At 59.4% G+C, this 24,532-nt stretch carries 22 protein-coding genes; 9 read left to right on the top strand and 13 right to left on the bottom strand.

Going from position 1 to position 24,532, the window contains the following annotated elements:
- The first annotated feature begins 56 nt into the window (after window positions 1-56).
- Window positions 57-1,460: a metalloprotease TldD gene (tldD, locus tag B8746_RS10490; protein ID WP_084393634.1), complete on the top strand. Its 1,404-nt coding sequence runs from the start codon at window positions 57-59 to the stop codon at window positions 1,458-1,460.
- Between the two features lie 67 nt (window positions 1,461-1,527).
- Window positions 1,528-1,956 (top strand): rhodanese-like domain-containing protein, encoded by a 429-nt coding sequence (locus tag B8746_RS10485; protein WP_158084600.1) that lies wholly within the window; start codon window positions 1,528-1,530, stop codon window positions 1,954-1,956.
- Here B8746_RS10485 and B8746_RS10480 read toward each other — a convergent pair.
- The 3 genes from B8746_RS10480 to B8746_RS10470 all read right to left on the bottom strand — a co-directional run bounded on the left by B8746_RS10480 (window position 1,953) and on the right by B8746_RS10470 (window position 6,066).
- Window positions 1,953-3,782 carry a peptide MFS transporter gene (locus tag B8746_RS10480; protein WP_084393632.1) on the bottom strand — a complete coding sequence of 610 codons (1,830 nt, stop codon included), beginning with the start codon at window positions 3,780-3,782 and terminating at the stop codon, window positions 1,953-1,955. The genes B8746_RS10485 and B8746_RS10480 overlap by 4 nt on opposite strands.
- Window positions 3,783-3,909: 127 nt before the next feature.
- Window positions 3,910-5,289 carry a glutamate--cysteine ligase gene (locus B8746_RS10475; protein WP_084393631.1) on the bottom strand — a complete coding sequence of 460 codons (1,380 nt, stop codon included), beginning with the start codon at window positions 5,287-5,289 and terminating at the stop codon, window positions 3,910-3,912.
- A gap of 15 nt (window positions 5,290-5,304) precedes the next feature.
- A complete protein-coding gene (locus B8746_RS10470; protein ID WP_188657372.1) occupies window positions 5,305-6,066 on the bottom strand; it encodes a 16S rRNA (uracil(1498)-N(3))-methyltransferase in 762 nt (253 codons plus the stop codon).
- Between the two features lie 57 nt (window positions 6,067-6,123).
- Between B8746_RS10470 and B8746_RS10465 the strand changes: the two genes are divergently transcribed.
- From B8746_RS10465 to B8746_RS10455, 3 genes are all read left to right on the top strand, one after another.
- Window positions 6,124-7,488, top strand: a complete 1,365-nt coding sequence (locus B8746_RS10465) for an NAD-dependent succinate-semialdehyde dehydrogenase (protein ID WP_188657373.1) — start codon at window positions 6,124-6,126, stop codon at window positions 7,486-7,488.
- A 26-nt stretch (window positions 7,489-7,514) separates the two neighbouring features.
- A complete protein-coding gene (locus B8746_RS10460) occupies window positions 7,515-8,495 on the top strand; it encodes a 4-hydroxybenzoate octaprenyltransferase (RefSeq protein ID WP_084393629.1) in 981 nt (326 codons plus the stop codon).
- 91 nt (window positions 8,496-8,586) lie between these two features.
- A complete protein-coding gene (locus tag B8746_RS10455; protein ID WP_084393628.1) occupies window positions 8,587-9,255 on the top strand; it encodes a DsbA family oxidoreductase in 669 nt (222 codons plus the stop codon).
- Window positions 9,256-9,326: 71 nt separating this feature from the next.
- Here the strand turns inward: B8746_RS10455 and B8746_RS10450 are convergent, their stop codons facing one another.
- From B8746_RS10450 to B8746_RS10435, 4 genes are read right to left on the bottom strand one after another with little or no spacing between them, the layout of a single operon-like run.
- The gene (locus B8746_RS10450; RefSeq protein ID WP_233124284.1) at window positions 9,327-11,045 is read right to left on the bottom strand and encodes an ABC transporter ATP-binding protein; all 1,719 of its coding nucleotides are present in this window, start codon (window positions 11,043-11,045) and stop codon (window positions 9,327-9,329) included.
- 46 nt (window positions 11,046-11,091) lie between these two features.
- Window positions 11,092-12,210: an inositol monophosphatase family protein gene (locus tag B8746_RS10445; RefSeq protein ID WP_084393626.1), complete on the bottom strand. Its 1,119-nt coding sequence runs from the start codon at window positions 12,208-12,210 to the stop codon at window positions 11,092-11,094.
- Window positions 12,197-13,546: a TldD/PmbA family protein gene (locus tag B8746_RS10440; RefSeq protein WP_084393625.1), complete on the bottom strand. Its 1,350-nt coding sequence runs from the start codon at window positions 13,544-13,546 to the stop codon at window positions 12,197-12,199. Before B8746_RS10440 ends, B8746_RS10445 begins: the two co-directional genes overlap by 14 nt.
- Window positions 13,547-13,598: 52 nt before the next feature.
- Window positions 13,599-15,074, bottom strand: a complete 1,476-nt coding sequence (locus B8746_RS10435; RefSeq protein ID WP_084393624.1) for a pyridoxal phosphate-dependent decarboxylase family protein — start codon at window positions 15,072-15,074, stop codon at window positions 13,599-13,601.
- A gap of 107 nt (window positions 15,075-15,181) precedes the next feature.
- Between B8746_RS10435 and trmFO the strand changes: the two genes are divergently transcribed.
- Window positions 15,182-16,594, top strand: a complete 1,413-nt coding sequence (trmFO, locus tag B8746_RS10430) for a methylenetetrahydrofolate--tRNA-(uracil(54)-C(5))-methyltransferase (FADH(2)-oxidizing) TrmFO (RefSeq protein ID WP_084393623.1) — start codon at window positions 15,182-15,184, stop codon at window positions 16,592-16,594.
- A gap of 3 nt (window positions 16,595-16,597) precedes the next feature.
- Here trmFO and B8746_RS10425 read toward each other — a convergent pair whose 3' ends face one another.
- The 3 genes from B8746_RS10425 to B8746_RS10415 form a co-directional block, all read right to left on the bottom strand.
- The gene (locus tag B8746_RS10425; RefSeq protein ID WP_084393622.1) at window positions 16,598-17,206 is read right to left on the bottom strand and encodes a glutathione S-transferase family protein; all 609 of its coding nucleotides are present in this window, start codon (window positions 17,204-17,206) and stop codon (window positions 16,598-16,600) included.
- Window positions 17,207-17,271: 65 nt separating this feature from the next.
- On the bottom strand, window positions 17,272-19,332 hold the full coding sequence (locus B8746_RS10420) for a TonB-dependent receptor (protein ID WP_233124160.1): 2,061 nt from the start codon (window positions 19,330-19,332) through the stop codon (window positions 17,272-17,274).
- A gap of 85 nt (window positions 19,333-19,417) precedes the next feature.
- Window positions 19,418-20,698 (bottom strand): NupC/NupG family nucleoside CNT transporter, encoded by a 1,281-nt coding sequence (locus B8746_RS10415; RefSeq protein ID WP_084393621.1) that lies wholly within the window; start codon window positions 20,696-20,698, stop codon window positions 19,418-19,420.
- 152 nt (window positions 20,699-20,850) lie between these two features.
- On the opposite strand from B8746_RS10415, the gene B8746_RS10410 reads away from it, so the two are divergent.
- On the top strand, window positions 20,851-21,117 hold the full coding sequence (locus B8746_RS10410; RefSeq protein ID WP_084393620.1) for a hypothetical protein: 267 nt from the start codon (window positions 20,851-20,853) through the stop codon (window positions 21,115-21,117).
- A gap of 63 nt (window positions 21,118-21,180) precedes the next feature.
- Here the strand turns inward: B8746_RS10410 and B8746_RS10405 are convergent, their stop codons facing one another.
- The gene (locus B8746_RS10405; RefSeq protein WP_084393619.1) at window positions 21,181-21,549 is read right to left on the bottom strand and encodes a VOC family protein; all 369 of its coding nucleotides are present in this window, start codon (window positions 21,547-21,549) and stop codon (window positions 21,181-21,183) included.
- Between the two features lie 149 nt (window positions 21,550-21,698).
- Here B8746_RS10405 and B8746_RS10400 point away from each other — a divergent pair, with 149 nt between their 5' ends.
- Window positions 21,699-22,616, top strand: a complete 918-nt coding sequence (locus B8746_RS10400) for an SDR family NAD(P)-dependent oxidoreductase (protein WP_084393618.1) — start codon at window positions 21,699-21,701, stop codon at window positions 22,614-22,616.
- Window positions 22,617-22,715: 99 nt separating this feature from the next.
- Window positions 22,716-23,108 carry a Kazal-type serine protease inhibitor family protein gene (locus B8746_RS10395; RefSeq protein ID WP_084393617.1) on the top strand — a complete coding sequence of 131 codons (393 nt, stop codon included), beginning with the start codon at window positions 22,716-22,718 and terminating at the stop codon, window positions 23,106-23,108.
- A 12-nt stretch (window positions 23,109-23,120) separates the two neighbouring features.
- Here the strand turns inward: B8746_RS10395 and B8746_RS10390 are convergent, their stop codons facing one another.
- Together B8746_RS10390 and surE are read right to left on the bottom strand one after the other, a co-directional pair.
- The gene (locus B8746_RS10390; protein WP_084393616.1) at window positions 23,121-23,774 is read right to left on the bottom strand and encodes a protein-L-isoaspartate(D-aspartate) O-methyltransferase; all 654 of its coding nucleotides are present in this window, start codon (window positions 23,772-23,774) and stop codon (window positions 23,121-23,123) included.
- Window positions 23,762-24,523, bottom strand: coding sequence for a 5'/3'-nucleotidase SurE (surE, locus tag B8746_RS10385; protein ID WP_084393615.1), 762 nt, complete (start codon window positions 24,521-24,523; stop codon window positions 23,762-23,764). The genes B8746_RS10390 and surE overlap by 13 nt, the downstream gene beginning before the upstream one ends.
- Window positions 24,524-24,532: the final 9 nt, after the last annotated feature.

Below are 24,532 nucleotides of genomic sequence, written 5' to 3'. Positions count from 1 at the left end.
GTGATTCTTTCGGATGAGCGCTTGCAGGGGCCCTGCAGAGTGCTCATTCTAACGGGATGGATCACACTGAACTTCCCTTTGACCGCAACGAGGCGACGGCCTTGCTGGCGGAAGCCTGCGATGGCGCCGATGATGGCGACATCTATGTTCAACAATCGCGCTCGGAGAGCTTTCTCTTCGATGACGGTCGCCTGAAGTCGGCAGCATTTGATACCAGCCAGGGCTTTGGCCTGCGCGTGATCGCCGGTGAGACCAGCGGCAACGCCCATTCCGGCGAACTGACCATTGATGCCATCCGCCGCGCTGCTTCGACTGCGTCAGCCGCAAAGCGTGGCTACAAAGGCAATCTCGATATTGGGCCGCAACCGGTAAACCGCAGGCTTTATGCGCCGATTGATCCCACCGAAGCCCCCGGTTTCACGGTCAAGACGGACCTGCTCGCGGAAATAGACGCCTGGGTGCGGGCGAAAGACCCGAAAGTGGTACAGGTCTCGGTTTCGCTGGCGGGCATTCACGAAGAAATTGACGTGCTGCGCCCGGCCGGCGATGCGTTTCACGATGTACGCCCGCTGGTGCGCCTCAACATATCGGTAACACTAGAAAAGGATGGCCGTCGCGAATCGGCATCTGCCGGCGCCGGTGGCCGCGCCGAGTATGCCGAATGGATCAGGCCGGAACGCTGGAAGGCACTTGCCGAGCGCGCGCTTCGCAAAGCGGAGATCAATCTCGAATCAATCCCTGCCCCCGCCGGTGAAATGGAAGTCGTTCTCGGCCCGGGCTGGCCAGCCGTCCTGCTTCATGAAGCGGTGGGACATGGTCTTGAAGGCGATTTCAATCGCAAGCAGACCAGCGTCTATGCCGGCAGGATTGGTGAACAGGTTGCCGCCAGGGGCGTGACAGTCATTGACGATGGCACGATTGAGGCGCGTCGAGGCTCCCTGTCCTTCGATGACGAAGGGACGCCGACACAGAAAACGGTCCTCATCGAGGACGGTATCCTGAAAGGCTACATGCAGGATCGCCAGAATGCCCGCCTGATGGGAATGACGCCCACCGGCAATGGCCGCCGCGAATCCTATGACGCAACCGTCATGCCGCGCATGACCAACACCGTGATGCTCGGTGGCAAGGACGATCCGGAAGAGATCGTCAGTTCCATCAAACGTGGCATCTGGGCGGTCGATTTTGGCGGCGGTCAGGTCGACATTACATCCGGCAATTTCGTGTTCCAGTGTACCGAGGCTTATCTAGTCGAGAATGGCAAGGTGATTGCCCCCGTAAAAAACGCGACCCTGATCGGACACGGCCCCACAGCGCTGAACAAGGTCTCGATGATTGGTGACGATTTCGCGATGGATGATGGCGTGGGGACCTGCGGCAAGGCCGGACAATCCGTGCCAGTCGGTGTTGGGCAACCGACGCTGAAGGTCGATTCGCTGACCGTCGGTGGTGCCGGTTAGGTCGCGCACCTGCTGCCAGCTGGAACGACAACATGGTGAGCGTCGACGAATGTGGTATCATGAACGCATGAAGCGTTTCCGACTGACCGCGCGCGCCATCCTGATAACTGCAGGCACACTATGCCTGTCGGCAGGTGCAGTGGCGCAAGGACTGCCCGCTGAAATGCCCGTTCCGCGCGCCGACCTGATGGTGCGCAAGGCTGACGGACTTCTGATCGATGTACGCACACCGGAAGAATGGGCGCAGACGGGGGTTCCCGTAACGGCTCACACCATCTCTCTGGATGACGACGCGTTCGTCGCCCGCATCGAGAAGATTGCTCGCGGCGACAAGTCCAAGCGCATCGCGCTTATTTGCAGGACAGGGAACCGGTCGGCACAAGCGCGCGATGTTCTCCTTGCTGCCGGGTTTGAAAACGTCACAAGCGTTGCGGGCGGCGTGGCCGGCACGGAAGGCTGGATCGACGCCGACCTGCCAGTACGGCCTTACCCCTAGTCGAGATTTCGCTCCAGGGTCGCGCCGGCCGCATCGACCTCCGCCCGCTTCTCTTTGATGCCATTGCCGTTGATTCCCTCAGCATGACGCGTGAGCTTACGTAGCCAGGGGCTCGCAACCAACAGCACGATCCCCAGCGCTACGGCTGCACTGCCGAGTTGCAGATACACCGCATTATAGGCTGCAAGGCTCTCCTCGGGCGGCGCGCCTTCTGGCACCTGCGTCTGCTGGGCGACTGCCGCAGCGATGACATTCGCATAGGACGAAGCCAGGAACCAGTAGCCCATCATGAAGCCGACAATCTGCTTGGCGGAGAGTTTGGTCACCGCCGAGAGGCCAACGGGTGACAGGAAGATCTCGCCCGTCGTGTGCAGCAGATACATCAGCATGATGAAGAGGACCGAAATCCGCAACATGCCATCCGCGTCCGGTACCGCGGTCTGGATGCCAAGGTTCAGCACGAAGAAGCCCGCGCCGATCTGCACCATGGCAAGGCCAAACTTGATGAAGCTGTTGGGTTCCATTCCGCGATTGCCTAGCCACGTCCAAAGGACGGCAATCAGGGGAGCGAAGTACATGATGTAGAGCGGGTTTGCGGATTGAAGTACCGGCGCCGGGAATGGCGAGCCCATGACCTGATTGTCCACATGCGCGGCAGCAAACAGGTTGAGCGAGGTTGGCCCTTGGTCAAATAGCGCCCAGAACAGTACTGAAGAAACCGTCAGGATCAGGAGGCCGATCATGGCGTTCCGGGTGTCGTCCTCCAGCTTGGTGAGCATGTAGATGATGATGCCGAGCGTCACGATGGCGAACACGCCATGCATGGCCAGCGTCATGATGCTCGCGATCTGCAGCAGGAAGAACGCTGCGAGCGCAAACCCAAGGCCGGCCGCATAGACCAGCCATTCGCGGTTGAGGCCTGCGAAGACGGGGGTCTTCAGGTCGACGCCGGCAGGTGGATCTGCGCGGCCTTCAAGCCAGCCTTGCCCCCACACAAAGACGATCAGGCCTGCCAGCATGCCAACAGCGGCGAGGCCAAAGCCTGCCCACCAGCCAAACTGGGCCGCTGCCAGCGCGCAGAAAATACCCGAGAGGAAGGAACCGAGATTGATTCCCATGTAATACAGGGTGAAGCCGGAATCGCGGCGCCGGTCGCCGGTGTCATAGAGGGCACCGACACAGGTCGAAATATTGGGTTTCAGAAATCCGACACCCGCAACGATGAGGGCCAGCGCGGCAAAAAGAATGGTCGCGAAGAACGGATTGCGGTCTTCTTCCAACGTGCCAATGAGCACCGTTTCTTCGCCATTCTGGGTAAAGGTGACCTCGCGTGTCGTGGACCCTTCCTCCGGCTGCACGAAGGAATCGATAGCGATCTCCTGATCGTCGATCACGATGAAGCGTTCGCGCGCCTCACTGTATTCCGGCCTCTCCAGCTCGTAAACGGTCCCGTCAACTGTCAGCGTTTCGGTGGCCGCGGGGCCATGAAGGCCCATCAGCCCGTGCCCCGCCACGAGCAGGATCGCACCAAACGTCACGGCCTTGCGAAAGCCGATATACTTGTCCGCAAGCCAGCCGCCGAGAAGAGGCCCGAGATAGACGAGCGCAACATAGGCGCCGTAAAGCGTCAGCGAGAAACTGCTCTCGAACAGGAAGTGCCAGGTCAGGTAGAAGATGAGCAGGGCGCGCATCCCGTAATAGGAGAACCGCTCCCACATCTCTGCAAAGAACAGGATGTAAAGCCCTTTTGGATGCTTGCGAAGCTGCCACATCGTGAAGACGATCGGCGGCAGCGCCACCAGAATCGCAAAGAGTGCAATGCCCATGAAATGCCCTTCCCTGAAACGGACCTGCGCGTCACGCCGAATCCCGAACGGCCATACTTTCAACACGCGATTTCGCGTTGCTCAAGCAACTTTGTGCCATTTTCCCGGTTGAGGGCGCAAATACCCGCTAATAGGCGAGCGTTTCGAAGACCGGTTCTACCCGCCCGCCCCATTCGCCATGATAGAGCTGCAGCAGGCGGTCTGATGGCGTCAGCCCGCTTTCAGCGATTTCGTCCAGTTCGGCGAGGAAACCAGTCTCATTGTCGCCCGCCGTATTCGGCTTGGCCCGCGCCTTGAGGCCGGAGCGGCTGATCGCCAGAGCGTCGACCGCAAGATCCTGCATCGTCCGGCGTCCAGGAACGGGCGTCCGAAGGCCAAGCGTACGAACTGACTGGCGCATGGCTTCACGCTCGGCAGCGGTCCAGTCCTTGACGAGATCCCACGCGGCATCGAGCGAGGACTGGTCATACAGAATGCCAGTCCAGAGGGCCGAAAAAGCACAAAGGCGGCTCCACGGGCCGGAGTCCGAGCCGCGCATCTCCAGAAAGCGCTTCAGTCTCACTTCCGGAAAAAGTGTCGACAGGTGATCAACAAAATCGTCCATCGCAGGCTTCTCGCCCGGAAGAATCGACAATTCACCCTTCAGGAAATCCCGAAAGCTGAGCCCACTCGCATTGAGATACTTCCCGCCGCGGCGAACAAAATACATCGGCACATCAAGCGCATAGTCGACATAGCGTTCAAAGCCCGCGCCATCCTCGAACATGAAAGGCAGCATGCCCGAGCGATCCGGGTCCGTGTCGGTCCAGATGTGAGAACGGTATGACTGGAAACCGTTGGTCCGGCCCTCTGTGAAGGGCGAATTGGCAAACAGTGCCGTCCCCAGCGGCTGCAGTGCAAGCGACACGCGCAGCTTCTTCACCATGTCAGCTTCGGACGAATAGTCGAAATTTGCCTGCACGGTGCATGTGCGGAACATCATCTCCCGGCCGAGCCGCCCGACCTTCTGCATATAGTCCCGCATGATCTTGTAGCGGCCTTTCGGCATCATAGGGGTTTCGTCCATACTCCAGAGAGGAGACGACCCCATACCGAGAAAGCCAATGCCCAGCGGATCGGCGATTTCACGAACTTCGCGCAAATGATCGCCAACCTCATTACAGGTCTGGTGGATGTGCTCCAGCGGTGCGCCAGAGAGTTCAAACTGGCCACCGGGCTCGAGACTGACACTGGCGCCGTCTTTCTTCAGCCCGATGAGATGGCCGCCCTCTTCGATTGGCTCCCAGCCAAACCGGTCACGCAAGCCTTCAAGCATCGCCTTCACCGAAATGTCACCATCATAAGGCAGCGGCTTCAGGCCCTTGCGAATGAAGCCGAACTTTTCGTGTTCCGTGCCGATCTTCCAGTCCGCTTTCGGCGTGCTGCCCTGTTCGAACCACTCGACCATTTCCGATTTTGACTGAATGCGCGGTGCGCTCTCATCAATGTCTGACGTTGGAGTCGTCATATCTATTCTCCGCCCCTAAGCGATCCGCGTGTCAGGCAGATAGGGACGTTCTCTCCAGTCGCCAACCATTGATTGCCAGAGTGTGAGCGCAGCGACGGCAGCTGTCTCAGCTCGCAGGATACGTGGCCCCAGCGTGACCGGGACGACAAATGGCAGACTGCGTATTTTCGCTCTTTCCTGCTCGGAAAAGCCGCCCTCCGGTCCGATCAGGATGCCTGCTGGGCCATACTCTGTCTCGGCCAGGGTCTGCGCCATCGGATGGGCCTCACCTGCCTCGTCGCAGTAATACAGCGGTCGCGACGGGTCCCAGGCGTCGAGCGCCTTGAGCAGTGGCACATCATCGGCCACGACCGGCACGTCCATGCGTTCTGTCTGTTCGGCCGCCTCGATCACGACCGATTGAAGCCGGTCCGATCGCACTCGGCTGGATTGTGTGCGCTCAGTCATGACAGGCTGAATATGTTGCACCCCCAGTTCGCAGGCTTTCTCCACGACGAAATCGGTCCGGGTTTTTTTCAGGGGCGCGAACAGAAGAGTGAGGTCTGGCGCGGCCACCTGTTGGCGTGTCTGTTCGTCAGGGACGACAAAGACCTTCTTGCCACTCCCCAGCTCAAGACGAGCCTGCCATTCGCCGTCCTTGCCGTTGAAGAGACGAACGATTGCTCCATCATTAAGCCGCATGACACGGGTCAGGTACTTTCCCTGGCTGTCATCAAGCTGGATGTGGTTGCCCGCTGACAAGGGCAGGCTCACGAATAGGCGGGGAATGGAACTCATGGGCCCCATATAAGCTTCACACCTGTAAGAGTTAAGCCACCGAAGAGACAGAAGATCATGACAGTGCGTTCAGTAAACCCGGCCACAGAAGAGCTGATCGAGGAATTTGAGCCTCATTCGGAGCTGGACGTGGATCAGGCGCTTGCAAATGCCGCGGAGCGTTTCCAGTCTTGGCGGCTGACCAGCTTTGACGAGCGGGCCAAGCTGCTGCACGCAGCAGCAGACGTCCTCGATGCGCGCAAGGACGATTTCGCCCGACGGATGACCCTCGAGATGGGCAAGCCACTGAAGCAGGCCGTCGCCGAAACTGAAAAATGCGCATGGGTTTGCCGCCACTACGCAGACAATGGTGCGCGCTATCTTGAAGACGAAAGAATCGAGACCGATGCGAGTGCATCCTATGTGCGTAATCTTCCAATCGGGCCGGTCCTCGCCATCATGCCGTGGAATTTCCCGTTCTGGCAGGTGTTCAGGTTTGCAGCACCCGCACTGATGGCTGGAAATGTGGGGTTGCTGAAACACGCATCGAATGTCTGGCGAAGTGCGCTGAACATTGAAGACGTCTTCAGCGAGGCGGGCTTTCCAGCCGGCTGCTTCCAGACGCTGCTTATCGGCTCTGACAAGGTGGAAAATGTGATCCGTGATCGACGCGTCCGCGCGGCATCGCTGACAGGCTCAGGCCCAGCTGGCAGTGCTGTTGCGTCAATCGCTGGCGATGAGATCAAACCGACCCTGCTGGAGCTCGGCGGCACCGACGCCTTCATCGTCATGCCCTCCGCCGACCTGGAGGCAGCTGTCGCAACCGCGGTCGACGGTCGGACGCAGAACAATGGCCAGTCCTGCATCGCCGCAAAGCGCTTCTTCATTCATGCCGAGGTGTACGACACCTTTCGCGATCAGTTTGTGGACAAGATGAAAGCGCTCAGGATCGGCGATCCCATGCGAGAAGAAACGCAGATCGGCCCGCTCGCCATGAAGTCGATCCGCGATGACCTCGCCGTGCAGGTTGAGATATCAATCACGGCGGGTGCCAAGCCGCTCATCCCAAAAATGGAACTTCCCCAGAAGGGCTACTGGTTCGCGCCCCAGATCCTCGAGAACGCACCTGATACGGCCCCGGCAAGCCGGGATGAGATGTTTGGCCCTGTTGCCTCGCTGTGGAAAGTGTCGAGCCTTGCAGAGGCCATCGGGCGCGCGAATGACAGCGAGTTTGGCCTCGGGTCTGCGATCTTCACCAACGAGAAGTCGGAGGTCGAGACAGCAATCCGGGACCTTGATGCCGGCTCGACCTTTGTGAACTCCAAAGTCGCCAGTGACCCGCGCCTGCCCTTTGGCGGCGTGAAATCATCCGGTTACGGGCGCGAACTGGCACGTGACGGCATTCTGTCCTTCATCAACCGAAAGACTGTCTCTATCGCCTAACCCTCAAAATTCGCTATAGGGGCGGCATGAACGATTCAACCAACACTGAAGAGGATCAGGACCCGATTGAGGCCGAGTTCAGCGAACAGGCTGAACGCTCGCCGCGGGCACCTGCCGACAGCGCGCTACCGGCCTGGCTGACCTCTCTACCTGACCAGTTCCGCCCTTACGCGGCGCTGGCTCGACTCGACCGCCCCATCGGCACCTGGCTCGTCCTGCTCCCAACGCTGATCGCGTTGTCCTATACGCGAATCGCGACAGGCTTTTTCTGGATTGATATCTGGTGGGATGTGCTGTTCGTCATCGGCGCTGTCACCATGCGGGGCGCCGCCTGCACCTGGAATGACATCACCGACCGTAAGTTTGACGCGCAGGTCGAACGGACCGCAAATCGCCCGCTCCCTGCCGGTGATGTGAGCGTGACAAACGCATATGTCTTCCTCGGTGTGCAGGTCCTGATCGCCTTCCTTGCCTGGCTGTGCCTGCCCTTCGACGCCAAGATCGTAGCCGTTCTTGCCCTGCCGCTGATTGCGTCCTACCCGTTCATGAAACGGGTCACCTGGTGGCCGCAGGCATGGCTCGGCTTCACGATAAACTGGGGCGCGCTGGTCGCAGCCGCTACGGCGACCCATGTCTCATTCGGCACGATCCTTCTCTATTTCGGCTTCGTCTGCTGGACGATTGCCTACGACACAATCTACGCGATCCAGGACGAGGAAGACGACGCACTCATCGGCGTGATGTCGACAGCGCGGCTCTTTGGAGAGCGCGTTCTGACTTGGGCGTTCTGCTTTTTCCTTGGCGCAGCGGCCTTCTTCGCGGCCGCAGCAGCGGCGGCTGGTGCCCCCCGTCTCGGTGCGCTCGCCGTCATTGGTTTCCTTGTTCATGCGGCGTGGCAGATCAATATGGTGGGCAAGGACAAGGGCGCAGCCCTTCGCGCCTTCAAGTCCAATGCGTTTGCAGCGCTCATCCTGCTGGTCGGCTTTACGGTCGCAGCCATCCTGTAGGGGTGCCGACAGCGGAAAGATGCGCGGTTGCATCGGATGCGGGCGCCCCCACCTTGAATGAAAGCAAAAAAATCGGGAAGGAAACCACATCATGAGCAAGCTGACGATCGAGATGGTGTCCGACCTTGTCTGTCCGTGGTGCTGGCTGGGCCTTCGCCGGATTCGCGAGGCGATCGATCTGGTGCCGGAGATTGAAGTCGAACTTCTGTTCCGCCCATTCGAACTCGACCCGACCATTCCGGAAGGGGGCGTCAATTATCGCGACTACATGGCGAAGAAATTCGGTCCCGAGACGGAAGATAGCCGCTGGGCCAGCATGCGCCAGGCGCTCATCGAATATGGCGAGTCCGAAGGCATCCCCTATCGCTTCAATGACCTGAAGCACCGCCCCAACAGCTTCAATGCCCACCGCCTCGTGCGCTGGGCACAGGGGCAAGGCAAAGGTGCCGAGGCAAAGGAAGCGCTGTTCTCAGCCTACTTCGAACATGCGCGCGACATCGGAAACGAGGATGTCCTCGCCGATATCGGTGAGGAGATTGGCCTGGAACGCGACATCGTCGAAAAGCTTCTCGCATCCGATGCCGACGTGGATGAAACCCGCAAGGAAGAAGAGCTCTTCAGGCAAATGGGGATTGGCGGCGTGCCGACTTACATCGCCATGCGCCGCGTCGCCGTCCAAGGTGCTGAAAGCGCCGAGAAACTGGCGAAATTTATTCGGGCAAGCGCTGCCCAGCTGCCCCAGCAACGCGGTTACGGGTGAATTCTGCATACTGATACGACGTGGAACCCCTGGTGGACTGTCGATTAGCATTCTGACGGCACTGTGGGCGGTCAGCTCAGCTGTAGCTCGACAAGTTTTCGATAGGCACCGCCGGCCTGCATGAGCTCGTCATGGGTACCTTCCTCGACCAGCTTGCCATCATCCATCACGAGAATGCGATCTGCCGCACGAACCGTGGACAGTCGGTGCGCGATGATAAGCGTCGTGCGCTCCCTGGCATATTCATTGAGCGCAACCTGCACCTTGGCTTCGCTTTCTGCGTCTAGCGCCGAGGTTGCCTCGTCGAGCAGGAGGATGGGCGCATCACGAAGGATCGCCCGGGCGAGCGCGACGCGTTGGCGCTGTCCGCCCGACAGGTTACGCCCCATCTCACCGACGGGTGAGTCGTAGCCTCCTGGCAGTGTCAGGATGAAGTCATGCGCGTTTGCAGCCTTTGCGGCGGCCTCAATTTCGTCCCGCGTCGCGCCGATCCTGCCGAGAGCAATGTTGGCCGCTATTGTATCATCGAACAGCAAAGCTTCCTGCGCGACCAGCGCCGACGCCTTGCGCAAGCTACCGCCGGTGAAGGTTCGAATGTCGTTTCCATCAATCGCCACCGACCCAAAAAGTGGATCATAAAGCCGTAACAAAAGATTGAAAACAGTCGATTTTCCTGCGCCCGATGGGCCAACCAGCGCAACGGTCTCTCCGGGATTTGCCGAAAAGCTGAGACCGCTCAATGCCGGCGATCCGTCAGGATAGACAAAGTGCACATCACGGAATTCGACGCCGCCACGCGCGCCCGACAGGTCCACGGCATCGGTGCGGTCGGAAATGCTTGGCTCGGCATCCAGGATCTCGAAGACGCGGTCCGCTGCGGCGCCGCCCTCCTGTGCCACAGCGTTGAGCGTGCCGAGCGCACGCAGCTCCGGGGCCGCCACCGCCACGGCACCGATCACGCCGACAAAATTGCCGAGCGAGGTATCGCCCTCTGCGATACGCCAAGCCGTCAGCCCGAGAATGCCGACCAATGCCAGCCCTCCGGTAATCTCGAGGATCGGGTCCACCGCCGCCTTGTCGGTCAGGACTTTCAGGAAGAGCCGCGAGCGCTCAACAAAGCCCCTCTTGGCCCGCGCCTTTTGATAGTCCTCCAGGCCATACGCCTTTACGACACGCGAGGACTGAAAGCTCTCGGACAGGAGAGAGGCAACTTCACCGATCTGCTTCTGCGCTTGTTTCGAACGCTTTCGCACCCGGTTTCCAAGCGCGATGACGGGGCCAAAAGCCAGAGGATAGATGACAAGCAGGACAAGCGTCAGCTTCCAGTCCATGATCAGCATTGTGATCAGCACGCCAATCACCGTCAGGACGCCTTTGGTGAGATTGTTGGCGAGCCGGAGGCCTGCTTCCCGGAGCGCATTCACATCATTGATGAACCTCGACACGAACCCACCTGAGCGGTCGCTGGACAGGCGCGCAAAATCACCATCGGTCAGGGAATCGAACTGGTCGGCCTGAATGTCGACGATGGCCCGCTGCACGCCGGTATTGTTCGCCAGGGTCATGCCGTAGAGCGACAATGACCGCAGCGCTGCGGCGATACCGATAATACCGATAAGCCACCACAGCCCCGATGGAACAGTCGTGTTCGCCGGGTCGGCCAGCCGCTCCAGACCTTCAACAACCAGCTTGAGAAGATAGCCATACGACGCCGCCGCAATAGAGGTCAGCGCGGCGCACGCTGTGCCCAGCGCAAACCAGCCCCAGTGCGAACTGAAGCGTTCACGGATCAGCCGGTACAGGCTGCGCGCACGCGGTCGGTGCGCATTTTCCGCCTTAGACGTGATGATGCGACCCCGTTTCCGGGTCTAGCAGGCGGTGTGCGTGCAGGATGAAGTATCTCATCTCGGCATTGTCGACCGTGCTTTGCGCAGCAGACTTCCAGGCATCGTAGGCGGCCTTGTAGCTCGGGAATGCGCCCACGAAATCGATCTTTGATAGATCTTCAAACTCGACGCCGCTGACATCTTTCAGCTCGCCGCCAATCACCAGATGAAGAAGCTGCTTGGCTTCCGGCATGTCTGCCATGGGTCTTTGCTCCGTTGTTTCAGTCTTTTCATAAGGTCGCACGGTCCAATTTGGATCGGGCAATCTCACGCCTTTGACGCGCTCCACTAACAGAGGATGCAGGGCCTTTCCAGCCGCGATCAAACTCCTTTGTGCAGGTTCGCTGCGATTGAACAGGAATGGTTCTCCCAGATGCGTTGTTGCCAGTCCACCCGCCTCTTCGACGATAATGCTCCCGGCCGCGAGATCCCAATCCGACTTTCGCCATAGCGCGAGCGTTGCGTCCCATTTGCCGGTCGCGACCCAGCACATACGCAGAAGCGTTGCATTGGGCTTCGGATTGGCCAGCTCCATCTTCGGCCAAGGCACACGCCACGCCGGATGCGTCAGCATCGATTGGGCCGCAATCATCTTGCAGCCGTCTTCCTCGCTGCGGTCACTGGTCGAGATCGGCTCGCCGTTGAGATAGGCGCCTCTTCCCCATTCGGCGACATAGGTTTCGCCGAGAAGCGGTGCATGCACGACGCCCGCGACGGCCTGCCCGCGCTTGACGAGCGAAAGACCGATGCACCAATAGGGCTGGCCGCTCATGAACGCCCTGGTTCCGTCGATGGGATCAACGCACCAGACGGTCTGTTCAAGTTGAGTTGCCTTGGAGAGCGCCGTTTCTTCCGACAGCCAGCCATAGTCCGGCCGCGCCTCCATCAATCGCTTCCGGATCAGAGTGTTGGCCGCAATGTCGGCTTCGGTAACCGGGTGGCCCGGATACTTTTCCCAAGTCGGCGTCTGCCCTTTCTCGAAATAGGCGAGCACCAGGCTTCCAGCCTCGATTGCGACATCCTTCAGAAGCCGCGTATCGTCTGAAAGTCCGGCCTCAGTTTCCTGCAATCGACATGTCCTCGATGAGAAGGCTTGGCGCATTATTCCGCCCACGGAACTCCAGGTCCGAGGCGGGAACAAGCCGGGCGAACATGGAGGGCAGGTCGCCGGCAATCGTGACCTCGGAAACCGGGTGCTGGATCGCGCCATCTTCATACCAGAAGCCGGCCACACCCACCGAATAGTCGCCCGTATTCGGATTGATGGACGGACCAAACATGTCCGTCACGAGCAGGCCCATTCGCGTCGCTGCCATCATCTCTTCTGGCGATTGCGTTCCAGGCTCAATATGCATGTTGGACGTGCCAACCCCGGGCGGATTGCCGAAGCCACCGCTTGCAAATCCGTTCGGCGCCATGCCCAGCTGTTTGGCAGAGGAAGTGTTGAGAAGCCAGCGCGTCAGTACGCCATCCTCAACAATGTGGGTTCTCTCAACCGGGAGACCCTCACCATCATGACTGCGACAGCCGAGCGCCTTCTCAAGGAATGGATCGTCGATCAGATTGACTCCCTTTGCAAAAACCGGCTGTCCCAGCCTGTCTTTCAGGAAGCTGACACCGCGCGCCACGGACGGCCCTGATATGGCACTAAGAAATGCGCTTATCAGGCTCGCCGAGACCCGCTTGTCATATATGACAGCCGCTTTCTGGGTCTTCACCTTTCGGGGTCCGAGGCGGGCCACTGCTCGCTCACCGGCCGTGCGGCCAATCTCCTCAGGCGATGGGCGGTCCGCCATCCTGCGAACGCTCCAGCTGTCATAGTCCCGCTCCATCGCCCCGTCGCGCTCAGCAACCGCGGCAAGGCCCAGTCCAGTCGAACCGCCTGCGAGGTATGAGCTGAACCCGTTGCTTGCGGCAACCCAGCGCTCCGACCGGCTCCAGCCATTGCCGCAGCCTGCAACTGTCTTCACGCCGGAAACGGCCAGAGCTGCGGCCTCGGCTTCGATGGCATCCTGTTCCAGCTTTTCCAGAGGAATTTCACCATCGCCCGAAAGATCGAGCAATGGCGGGTCCTTTGCAAGCAGCGCCTCAGGCGCAAGGCCGGCGAACTGGTCCTCAGGAACGGCTTTCGCCATCGCGACGCACCGTTCAGCCATTGCCGTCAATGCACTCTCGGAAAGATCAGAACCGGAAACGTGCGCCTGCTTCTGTCCAAAGAGCACGCGCAGGGAAACGCTGCGGGACTCCGAACGCTCGACAGTCTCCAGCTTTCCATCGCGTACATCGACACTGACACCCTCCGAGAAGCCGAGGCTACAATCGGCAGCGCTAGCGCCGGCCTTGAGTGAAGTGTCGATCAGTTTCTGAAGAATGTCGCCCGGCGGCGCTTTGGAAGATGAAGTCATGCCATGCAGTTAGCCCCTGCCCCGCCCAGCGACAACGCCCAAGATACGCAATTTACATGTCGAGCGCCGCTGCGGCCTCCGGAGCGATCTCTTCGATCGCGTCCAGAAGCCGGTCGATATCGCTGAATCGCGTCCGATGGTTGGTGATATTGACCCTGATCACAAGCCTGCCCTTGATCATCGTCCAGGAGGGGGCCGCAATTCCCTCTTCCTGCAGGCGTATAACGATCTCCTGATTGAGCGAGTCGAGATCGTCGTCCGAAAGGCCATCTCGCCTGTAGCGAAAACAACAGATGCTGGTTTCAGTGGGCGCCAGGCGTTCCAGGCTGACGTGCTGGTCGATCCGGTTCGCAAGATAATCGACCTGCTCGCAATTATAGGTGATCAGAGCGCCCAGCCGCTCTTTGCCAAACTCCATCAGATGCGCCCACACTTTCAGAGCGCGAAATCCGCGAGACAGCTCGGGACCGAATTCGACCGGCCAGGGATTCGCAGCCGCCAGCCCACGCTCGACGCCCGAGAGATAGTCGGGCCGGTCAGAGAAAGCCTGCCGGTGGAGGTCTGCATTGCGGATGAGCACGAAGCCAGCATCGTAGTTGACCTGTAGCCATTTGTGGAAGTCGAAGGCGAGCGAGTCGGCACGTTCTATTCCTGCGAGCCGTGGCGCAAGACGTTCACTCAGGATGCCCGCAGCGCCAAATGCACCGTCCACATGGAACCAAAGGTCCTGCTGCGTACAGAGATCAGCCAGGTCGGCAAGTGGGTCGATGGCCCCCGTATTCACTGTTCCGGCTGTGCCGATGACGATGGACGGCTCAAAGCCTTCGGATCGGTCGCTCTCGATCATCGATTTCAGGGCAGCAATATCCATTCGGAAGTCCGCATCGCACGGCACGCGGCGCAGCGCGCCCGAACCCAATCCGATAATGTCAAAAGCCCGCGCATTGCAGGCATGTGCCTCTGCGGAGGTGTATCCGACAAGCTTGCGCTCATCCACGCCGCGCACACGATTTTCGAACCCGAGTCCAGCATCTCGCGCTGTCTTCAGGGCGATCAGCGTTGCCATTGAGGTGCCGGAGACGACAAGTCCACTGGACGATTGCGGAAAACGGAAAATCTCGCGCACCCAATTTGAAAGTTGCCGCTCGACATGAATCGCGGCGTGATCGCGCCCGCCGGCATTTGCATTCATGGACGCTGCTGCGATGTCGGCGACAAGATTGGCCGGCGTGCCGGCCCCATGCACCCATCCGAAAAAGCGTGGATGCGTATTGCCAACACCGTGGGGTAGCAGCGATTCGATCGCCTCATCAGTGACAGAGGCCCCTGACCCGGCATTCGCAAGATCGTGCTGCAACGCCGTCTTCAGCCTCTCCGGCAGCGGCGACCAAACACGTTCTTCCTGCGCCGCCATCATCTTGTCCACCGCCTTGTCGACCATGGCGTGGGCGCGGTCTCGAAATTCGTCCCAGTTTTCTGGATCGAGGGTCACTGGGGATCGGTGCGTGGCGTCATGATAGTCCTGCATGGCGACCTCTTAGCAGCGCCGGCCTGGCGGTCCAGACTGCGCCTGCGAGACAGCCGATCTGAACCACTGCCTTGACCGCGGAGGCACACGGGCGCACATCGCCGCTCATGAGCATCAAACCTATCCACATCATCGGCGGCGGAATGGCCGGCTCCGAAGCTGCCTGGCAGGCCGCCAATATGGGCGTTCCCGTCATCATACACGAAATGCGCGGCGTGCGCGGCACTGAAGCCCACCAGACTGACAAGCTGGCCGAGCTCGTCTGCTCGAACTCGTTCCGGTCCGATGATCACACCTCGAATGCGGTCGGCGTCCTGCATGAGGAGATGCGGCGCGCGAACGGGCTGATCATCACCAAGGGCGGCGAGCATCAGGTCCCCGCAGGCAGCGCCCTCGCGGTTGATCGCGAAGGGTTTTCCGAAGACGTCACCGCGGCGCTCGAAGCGCACCCGAACGTGACCATCGTACGCGAAGCTATCGACGATATCCCGCCCGAAGACTGGGACAGTGTCATCGTGGCGACCGGGCCGCTGACGTCGGTGAAGCTTGCGGAAGCCATTCGCGCCCACACTGGCGAAGACGATCTCGCTTTCTTTGATGCCATCGCGCCAATCGTCTATTTCGACTCGATCGATATGAGCAAAGCCTGGCGCCAGAGCCGCTATGACAAGCCCGGTCCGGGCGGCGACACAGCGGCCTACATCAATTGCGCCATGGATGAAGACCAGTACAACGCCTTCATTGACGCGCTGATCGCTGGTGAGAAGACCGAGTTTCGCGACTGGGAGAAAGACACGCCGTATTTCGAAGGATGCCTGCCCATCGAAGTTATGGCAGAGCGGGGCCGTGAAACGCTTCGTTTTGGCCCTATGAAGCCGGTGGGTCTCACCAACCCGCACAATCCCGACGTGAAAGCGCACGCTGTCGTACAGCTGCGCCAGGACAATGCGCTCGGCACACTATGGAACATGGTCGGCTTCCAGACCAAACTGAAATACGGCGCGCAAAGCGAAATCTTTCGAATGATCCCCGGTCTTGAGAATGCACAGTTTGCGCGGCTCGGCGGCATTCATCGCAACACCTTCCTGAACTCTCCAAAACTGCTTGATGAGCAGCTGCGCATGAAGTCCATGCCGCGGCTTCGCTTTGCCGGTCAGGTCACAGGCGTTGAAGGCTATGTCGAGAGCGCCGCCATGGGCCTCCTGGCCGGACGATTTGCTGCGGCCGAACGCCTTGGCCGTCAGCTTGCCCCGCCCCCGCCGACGACAGCGCTCGGTGCCCTCATCGGCCACATCACGGGCGGCCACCTTGAAGGCAAGCAGAGCTTCCAGCCGATGAACATCAATTTCGGCCTCTTTCCCGATCCGGAACCGGGCACCGTCCCGACAAAGGATGAGGAAGGCAAACGCATTCGAGGCAAGGCCAAGGGCCGCGCCAAAAAGGGCGTACAGGCGGCGCGGGCGCTCCACGATATCGATGAATGGCTGGCTGCGCAGGCAGAGAGCGTCGTCGCAGAATAGACGCTAGCCGATCTTGTCTTTCGCGCGCGCGCGCCACTTACCGATATTGGCGAACTCCTCATGCGGTTTCCACTGCATGACACCGGCAAACCCGCAGAAGCAGTTCAGCGTGATGTCGGCAATCGAGAAGCGACCGGCGGCAAGAAAATCATTGTCGGCGAGATGGGCATCAATGCGCTTTGCCATAGCGCGGGCATTCTTCTCCGCCTTCGCACCGACCTCCGGTAGCTGTGGCACTTCGAGCGGCGCCATGGCCGGGTGGGCATTGCGGAACCAGGTTGCGAACTGGATGAAGAGCATGAGTTCGACGCGACGGTCCCACATTTCAATCAGCGCCTTTTCTTTCGGGTCTTCGCCCATCAGGTTTCGTTCCGGAAAGATACCTTCAAAATAGGTACAGATCGCCCGGCTCTCGGTCAGCTGCGTTCCATCATCGAGGATAAGCGCGGGCACTTGCGCGAATGGAGAAACCTTTCGGTACTCCTTGGTCTTGTGTTCCTGCTTCATGATCGAGACTTCCTCGATCTCGACCGCATCCAGCTTGCCCTTCGCTTTCAGGAATTGCGTGACGCGCTCCGGATTTGGCGCTTTCGGGCTGTGATAAAGCTTCATGATTTCCTCCTGTTATGGGCAAGGCGTAACCTTCATCAGCGTCGATGTCGAAACCTGACGTAGCGCTAATTGAAGCGCTTTCGTATCCCAAAGGTGGCGTTTAAAGGTTCACCCGGAAAGTAGCGATTGTTTCCGAAGGCATAGTCAGCACGGTCGGCATAATTGAGATCAAACAGATTGCGCACGATCACAAAACCTTGGAGATCTTCGGAAAAGTCATACGCCACACGCAGATTGGTGAGCGTATGACCAGAATAAGTCTGCTGATTGGCCGGGTCAGTGAAATATTCTCCGACATATTCTGCTGACACGCTCGCTTCGAACCGCTCGGTCGGCGTCCAGCGAAGGGTGAGGTCGCCAAGCCAGTCGGGTGCGGTATCAACCTCATTGCCAGACCGGATTATTTCCGACCCGTTTCCGACGATGCGGTCGAACGTATAGGTGTGCTCGGCGAAGCTGACCGTGGCCGAAACCGTGAACTGATCGCTGAGAACCCAGTTGGCCTGTCCTTCGATGCCCTGATGGCGCGTCGAGCCGTCCGTCACGTTCAGCCCATCGGAATCGCGGAAGAAGAAGTTATCTTTCTCGGCATAATAGGCAGCGACATCAAACGCCAATGCGCCGCCGAATACCAAACCTCGCGCACCGATTTCAATACTGTCCATTGTCTCGACGCCGGCCTCAGCCACGCCCTGCTGAGACTGAAGCCGGTAAAGATCTGACGCCTGAGGCGCGCGTTCACCGCGCGCATAATTGGCGTAATAGCTGACAGTGCTTCCGGATGGCGTCCAGATCGCGCCGAGCTTTGGCGTCAGAAGGTCGAAACTGTCTTCACGGTCGTCCGGGACAAGAAAGCGGCCATAGGTGCCGGCAGGAACGTCTGTGGTGTAGTCGTAATCATGCGTCTCACCGCGCAGGCCAGCCAGGATGATCAGGCCATCGCTGACTTTCCATTCGGCCTCGCCCCACAGGGCTAACATGGTCGTATCGACCGTGTAGTCATAGTGAACGCCCGTGGGAAAACGCGTATCGCCCGGAAAGAAACCGAACGGGTCTGGCTGTGTTTCCTTCAGCCAGCCGGATGAAATGTCGACATCAGCGCCAATGCGCCAGATGACAGGGTCGCCTTGCCCAATTTCATATTTCGACATGAGACCAAAGCCGTCATGGCCATTTTCCTCAAAACCGCCATTGGGCAGGAAATGCTGCGCAAACTCCATCTCCTGCCAGCGATAGAAGGGCGTCAGTGTGAGTTCGCCATATCCAACTTCTCGCGAGAGCCGGACAGCCCCCATCGCCCATTGCGCATCCCTGTAGGCTTCCGGATTCGGGTTGGTGGTGGCGGTATCGTCGTCCCGATAGGACTTGTACCCTTCAAGGAAACCGGCAGTTTCCTGATTGAGATTGGATGCGCTCAGCCAGGCAAGGCCGTTCCAGCCGGCCAGATCGAACCCGTAATTCGCTGAGAACTTCTGTTGTTCGACACCCGTGAAGTCGCGCCAGCCCGCATCATCCTGCAAGGACAGTGACACTTTCGCAGTGTTAGAGAGATTGCCTGTGAGGTCGGCCCGATACCGATTGAGCGTCGAACCCGTCAGACGGGCGTCGAAGAAATCACCGGGTGCCGGTTCGTCGAGAATGACGTTGATCAGCCCATGAACGGCATTTGACCCGTATTTGGCCGATCCTGGTCCGCGAACGATCTCGATGGCATCGGCGGCTTCATGATGAATTTCAAACAGGCTGTTGACGTTGCCGAAGGCTGGCGCAAGGGTCGGCACGCCATTTTCGAGGATCAGGAAGCTGCCCTGCCCGGCCCCGCCTGTGAGCACTGGTGAACGAAGCGCGATGAGGTGTTCCTGTCCGGAATTCATCTGGATGTTGACGCCGGGAAGCTCGTTCAGGATTTCGGCGGGATGGTCAGCATTGATGTCGCTGATCGTCTCAGCGCCGACGCTGGACACACTGCCGGGTTGCGTCGCCGACCGGTCGCCATAGATTTCGACAACAGGAAGACGAGCGTCGGCGACAATAACTTCGCTGTCCTGAGCGCTAGCGATGCCCGCAACAGATGTCAGAATAGCAAGGCTGGCGGTTGTCGCGAGCAGGCGGCGAAGCGGCATCATTTCTTCCCTCGATGGTCGGTGGAGTTTACTCTCTTTACCTGCCATCTAGCGCGGCGGCATCACTTTGACGAGTGCTGATGCTGCGTCACCCCGCCCCAGCAAAGAGCGAGTAAGGCAGCGCCCCAACAATTGCGCCGGACAGGCAGGTTGCCAGCGTGCCCGCCAGCAGGGTCCGCCAGGCCAGCGAAAGGAAGTCGTCGCGGCGCGCCGGCTCAATGATGGAGAGACCGCCGATCAGGATGCCCATCGAGCCGAAGTTCGCAAAGCCGCAAATGGCGTGCGCCGTGATCATGCGGGTGCGCGGATCCATTGCGTCAGCGGGCACTTCCGCAAGCTGGATGAAAGCGACGAACTCTGTAAGCACAGTTTTCACGCCCATGAGAGAGCCTGACTGAGCCGCTTCTCCGATTGGAACGCCGATCATGTACATGAGTGGCGCGAAGACCCAGCCGAGTACCCGCTCAATCGAAAGCGGCGCACCGTCCACATCGGGCAAAGCGCCGAGTCCCGCATTTATCAGCCAGAGCAGAGCGAGCGCGGCGATCAGCATGGTGGCAATGTTGAAAACAATCTTCAGACCATCGGTCGCGCCGGTCGAGAACGCATCCATCGTGGAGGAATAGGCGAAGTCCGGTTCCTGCATGCGCTCTGTGCCGGGTGTCATTTCAGGGATCATGACAAGCGCCACCGCGACAGCGGCAGGCGCTGCTATGAGCGAGGCTGCCAGCAATTGTGGTAGCGGATTGACCATCTTGCCTTCGAGGAAAGAGCCGTACACCACCAGGACCGAACCTGCGATGGTGGCAAAGCCGGCCGTCATCATGATCAGCAGCTCTGACCGTGTCATGCCTTTGATATAGGGCCTGATCAGGACCGGCGCTTCGGTCATACCCATGAAAACATTGGCGGAGACAGCAAGGGATGTCGCGCCGCCAAGTCCCATTAGGCGCTGGAAGACATAGGCAAAACCATTAGTGATCCAGCGAAGGATCCGCCAGTGCCAGAGAATGGCGGACAGGGCTGCCACAACGATGACGATGGGCAAAATCTGGAAGAAGAAGAGTGGCGGCGGCGATCCGTCCATGACCTGGCTCGCGGCGACATTATCTCCCACATAGCCGAACACGAAATTCGTACCGGCTCGCGTTGCCTCCTGAAGCCCGTCAACGACGACATTGGCCTGAAGGAGGATGCTGCGGATCGGCGTTACCCAGAACAGGATGAGCGCAAATGCAAACTGCATGAGTGTTGCGCCGACAACGATCTTCCAGGGAAAGGATCCACGGCGCTCGGAAACGAGCAGGCAAATGCCATAGATCAGCACGATACCAATCAGCGCGCGCGCATTGTCCCAGCCCCATTCCATGCCCGACTCCCTCAACTCACGGATCAATCAGCCTTAGCCTGCGATCTCTTATTGCTCTACCCCCGAACTTCATTGCCTGTGGTGATCACAGGAACAACGGAGGAAGCGAACCGTTGGTTTGGTGTGATTGAACAACCCGAAAGGAGCGAGACATGAAAAAGAAGACATTCACGCCACTCAGGGATCAAAGTGTTCGTGCCGAGCCACGTCCTGTATCAACCGATCAGGTCGATGGTGTCGCGATGTCATCAGAGGCGATGGACATCAAGCTGGCGAAACTGAACACGCTGCGCCAGCGTCACCATGAGTGGTCGTCAAGACAGGCAGAAACCGATGGCAAGCCCCTGCTTCGTTATATCGATGGCTATATCAAGCGCGTCATCCACAATGGCGACCTCAAGCAGATCGAAGCAGCCTGAGGCAGGTGGCAGCAGGAAAAAAGGCCGCAGCGTTCGCTGCGGCCTTTTGCTTGGGCCGAGCGGTCAGCCCAGCTTGCAGACGCAGATCTTGTTGCCGTCCGGATCGCGGAAGTAGGCGCCGTAGAAGGTGGGCATGCGGTTGCCGGGCTCGCCTTCGTCCTGCGCACCGAGTTCGAGTGCCTTCTTGTAGACCCTGTCGACGGTTTCGGTGTCAGGGGCGGCCAGGGCTGGCATGACACCATTCCCCACTGTCGCTGTCTTCTCATCATACGGCCCGCCAATGGCAAGCATCGGTTGTCCGGCCCCGGTGCCGTAGAAGTACAACCTGCCATTGTCGAAAAAGCGCTTCGCGCCGAGCTCCGGCATCAGCGCATCGTAGAAGGCCTTTGCTTTTTCCACATCGTTCGAACCTAGCGTCACATATGCCAACATTGTGCATCTCCTCCTGATTGGTGCCCTGTTATGCAACATGCGGAGAGGCGGCGCACAAGCGCTGACCTTGCGCCAATGCTTGACGTTTGCGTGAACGGGTGCTGGAAGGCTCGCCAACTCAATCAAACCATACAGTTCGGGAGAACTTCATGACCGATATTCGCTTTGATGGAAAAGTCGCCATTGTCACCGGTGCAGGCGGCGGCCTCGGACGGTGTCACGCTCTGGAGCTGGCCCGGCGCGGCGCAAAGGTCGTCGTCAATGACCTTGGCGCGGCCATGGACGGATCAGGCGGCAGCTCGGAAGCGGCAAATGATGTGGTGAAGGAAATCGAAGCGCTGGGCGGCGAAGCTTTTGCCAATGGCTCTTCTGTCTCCGACACGGCCGGTGTCCAGAAGATGATCGACGACACGATGGCCAAATGGGGCCGCATCGACATTATCATCGCCAATGCGGGCATCCTGCGTGACAAGTCTTTCTCGAAGATGACTTTGCAGGACATCGAGCTGGTTATGGATGTTCACCTGATGGGCAGCTTCAAGCCGATCAAGGCAGCCTGGGACATCATGAAGGAGCAAAATTACGGCCGCATTGTCGTGACAACCTCCTCAACCGGCCTCTACGGCAATTTTGGCCAGGCTAATTATGGCGCTGCGAAACTCGGCCTCGTCGGCATGATGAACACGCTCAAGATTGAAGGCGCAAAGAACAACATCAAGATCAATGCCGTCTGCCCCGTTGCCGCTACGCGCATGACCGAAGGGCTCATGCCGCCGGAAGTTCTCGCCCAGCTGAAGCCTGAATATGTGACACCCGGTGTGATGAACCTCGTAAAGGAAGACGCACCGACGGGCATGGTGCTTTCCGCAGGTGCCGGAGCCTTTTCCATGGCAGAAATCGTCGAAACCAATGGCGCGTTCGTTGGTCAGGGCGACGCTCTCACAGCAGAGGCTGTGGCGGCGAAGTGGGACCAGATCACCGACAAGTCTGTCCAGACTCACTTTGAAATGGGGTCCGCCCACGGCCAGAACATCTTCCGCCTGCTTTCCGAGGCGGCTAAAAGCTAGGCATTAAAAGGCTGGCAAGCCGAATTTTAAATGCAGAGCTTGCCAGCCCGCCACTTACATGGCCCAATCAGTGAACAACGAACTCTCAGCGGGGCGAATATGAGACTTCTGGCGATTGCACTTACATTCGGAATTTTGGCGGCGTGCCAACCTTCGGAGACGGACACCAATGAAACCGTACCTGAAACGCCGAAACCGGTCGAAGAACCGGTAAGCCAGCCAGAACCGGCGCCTGACGCTCAAGGTGCCACTTGCGGTGGTATTGCAGCGATCGAATGCCCCGCCGGCCTCTACTGCAAATTCCCGGATGGCCAATGCCTCGAAGTCATGGACGGCACCGGCACGTGCGAGCCCGTCCCTGAAATCTGCACGCAGGAATATGCGCCTGTTTGTGGATGTGATGGGCAGACCTATTCGAATGCCTGTGTCGCCGCTTCGGCGGGCGCCAGTGTCGCAGCAGACGGCGAATGCGCCGCGAGCGATCTCGAATAAGGCCAAGGGCCTCTACAGAGCAGCGGATACGCCCGACCTCAGAACCGATAATGGTTCGAGGATCGGGAAATCCTGCGTGTCACCATTGGCAGCGATTCGGCGAATCACCTGGTCCTGACCGGACCGGTTAAACGGGGTCACGAGGGTGCCACCACGCGCAATCTGCTGCACGAGCTTCTCCGGCACACCGGATACCGCGCCCGTCAGCAGGATGCGCTCGAAAGGGCTGTGCTCCGGCCAGCCTTCAAGGCCATCCCCATGTCGGAACGTGACATTGTCGACCTTCAGTTCGAGCATTCGCGCCCGCGCCGCTACCACCAGATGCTGATACCGCTCCACCGCCCAGACGTGCCGGCCAATGAGGGCGAGAAGCGCGGTCATGTATCCCGCGCCCGCCCCCACTATCAGAATCCGGTCTTCCTTGCCTGGTGAGGCCTGCAACGCGCCGAGCAACTGCGCAACCACCACGGGCTTGGGAATCACCTGCCCGCAAGGGATGGGGAGCGCGGTGTCCTCATAAGCCAGCTCTTCCAGCTTGGGATCGACAAACACGGCCCGGTCTATGGTTTCCATGGCGGCCAGCACCGCATCGTCTCGGATGCCCTGCCGCCTGAGCAGCAGAATGAGCCGCGCGGCCCGGAAAGGGTCAGCGATCAGGTCTGCCATGACGCCTTCAGTGATTCGAGATACCGGTTATGGGTCAGATCGACGTGCAGCGGCGTCACCGAAATCCGGCCCTCATAGATCGCCCGCAGGTCCGTGCCTTCTTCGGGGCGGGACAGCTTGCTGCGGAAACCGATCCAGAAATAATCATTCCCGCGCAGGTCTTCGCGGCGTTCGGTGGTGATGATGGATTCGTCCCTGAAACCTTGCCGCGTTACTTCGACACCCGCGACATCTTCGGGTTCGCGGTCGGGGAAATTGACATTCATCACCACATCATCCGGCCAGCCCTTTTCAATGAGCGGCCGAATAACCCTGGCGCCCCAGGCCTTTGACGTTTCCCAGGGCAGTGAGAGGCGTTCGCGAAAGCCCAGCGCCTGGCTTAGCGCAATGGAGGGAATGCCAAGATGCATTCCAAACATGGCGCCGGCGATAGTTCCGGAAAGACTCGTATCCTCAGCAATGTTCTGGCCGCGATTGACGCCCGACAGGATGAGGTCCGGACGATCCGGCATCAGGTCATGCACGGCCAGCAGGACGCAGTCAGTAGGCGTTCCCATCACAGCCCAGCATCTGTCGCGCACCTGCCGAGTGCGAACCGGCTGTGTCAGCGTGATAGAGCGCGACTGGCCGGACTGTTCCACTTCCGGCGCCGCGATCCAGATATCGTCTGAAAGTTCGCGCGCGATGGATTCCAGCACGGAAAGGCCCGGTGCGTGGATGCCATCATCATTGGTGAGGAGTATTCTCATTCTAAACTT

It is taken from the genome of Henriciella pelagia (genome assembly GCF_002088945.1).
GTDB classification, from domain to species: Bacteria; Pseudomonadota; Alphaproteobacteria; order Caulobacterales; family Hyphomonadaceae; genus Henriciella; species Henriciella pelagia.
This window is presented reverse-complemented; position numbering and strand designations above follow the sequence as displayed.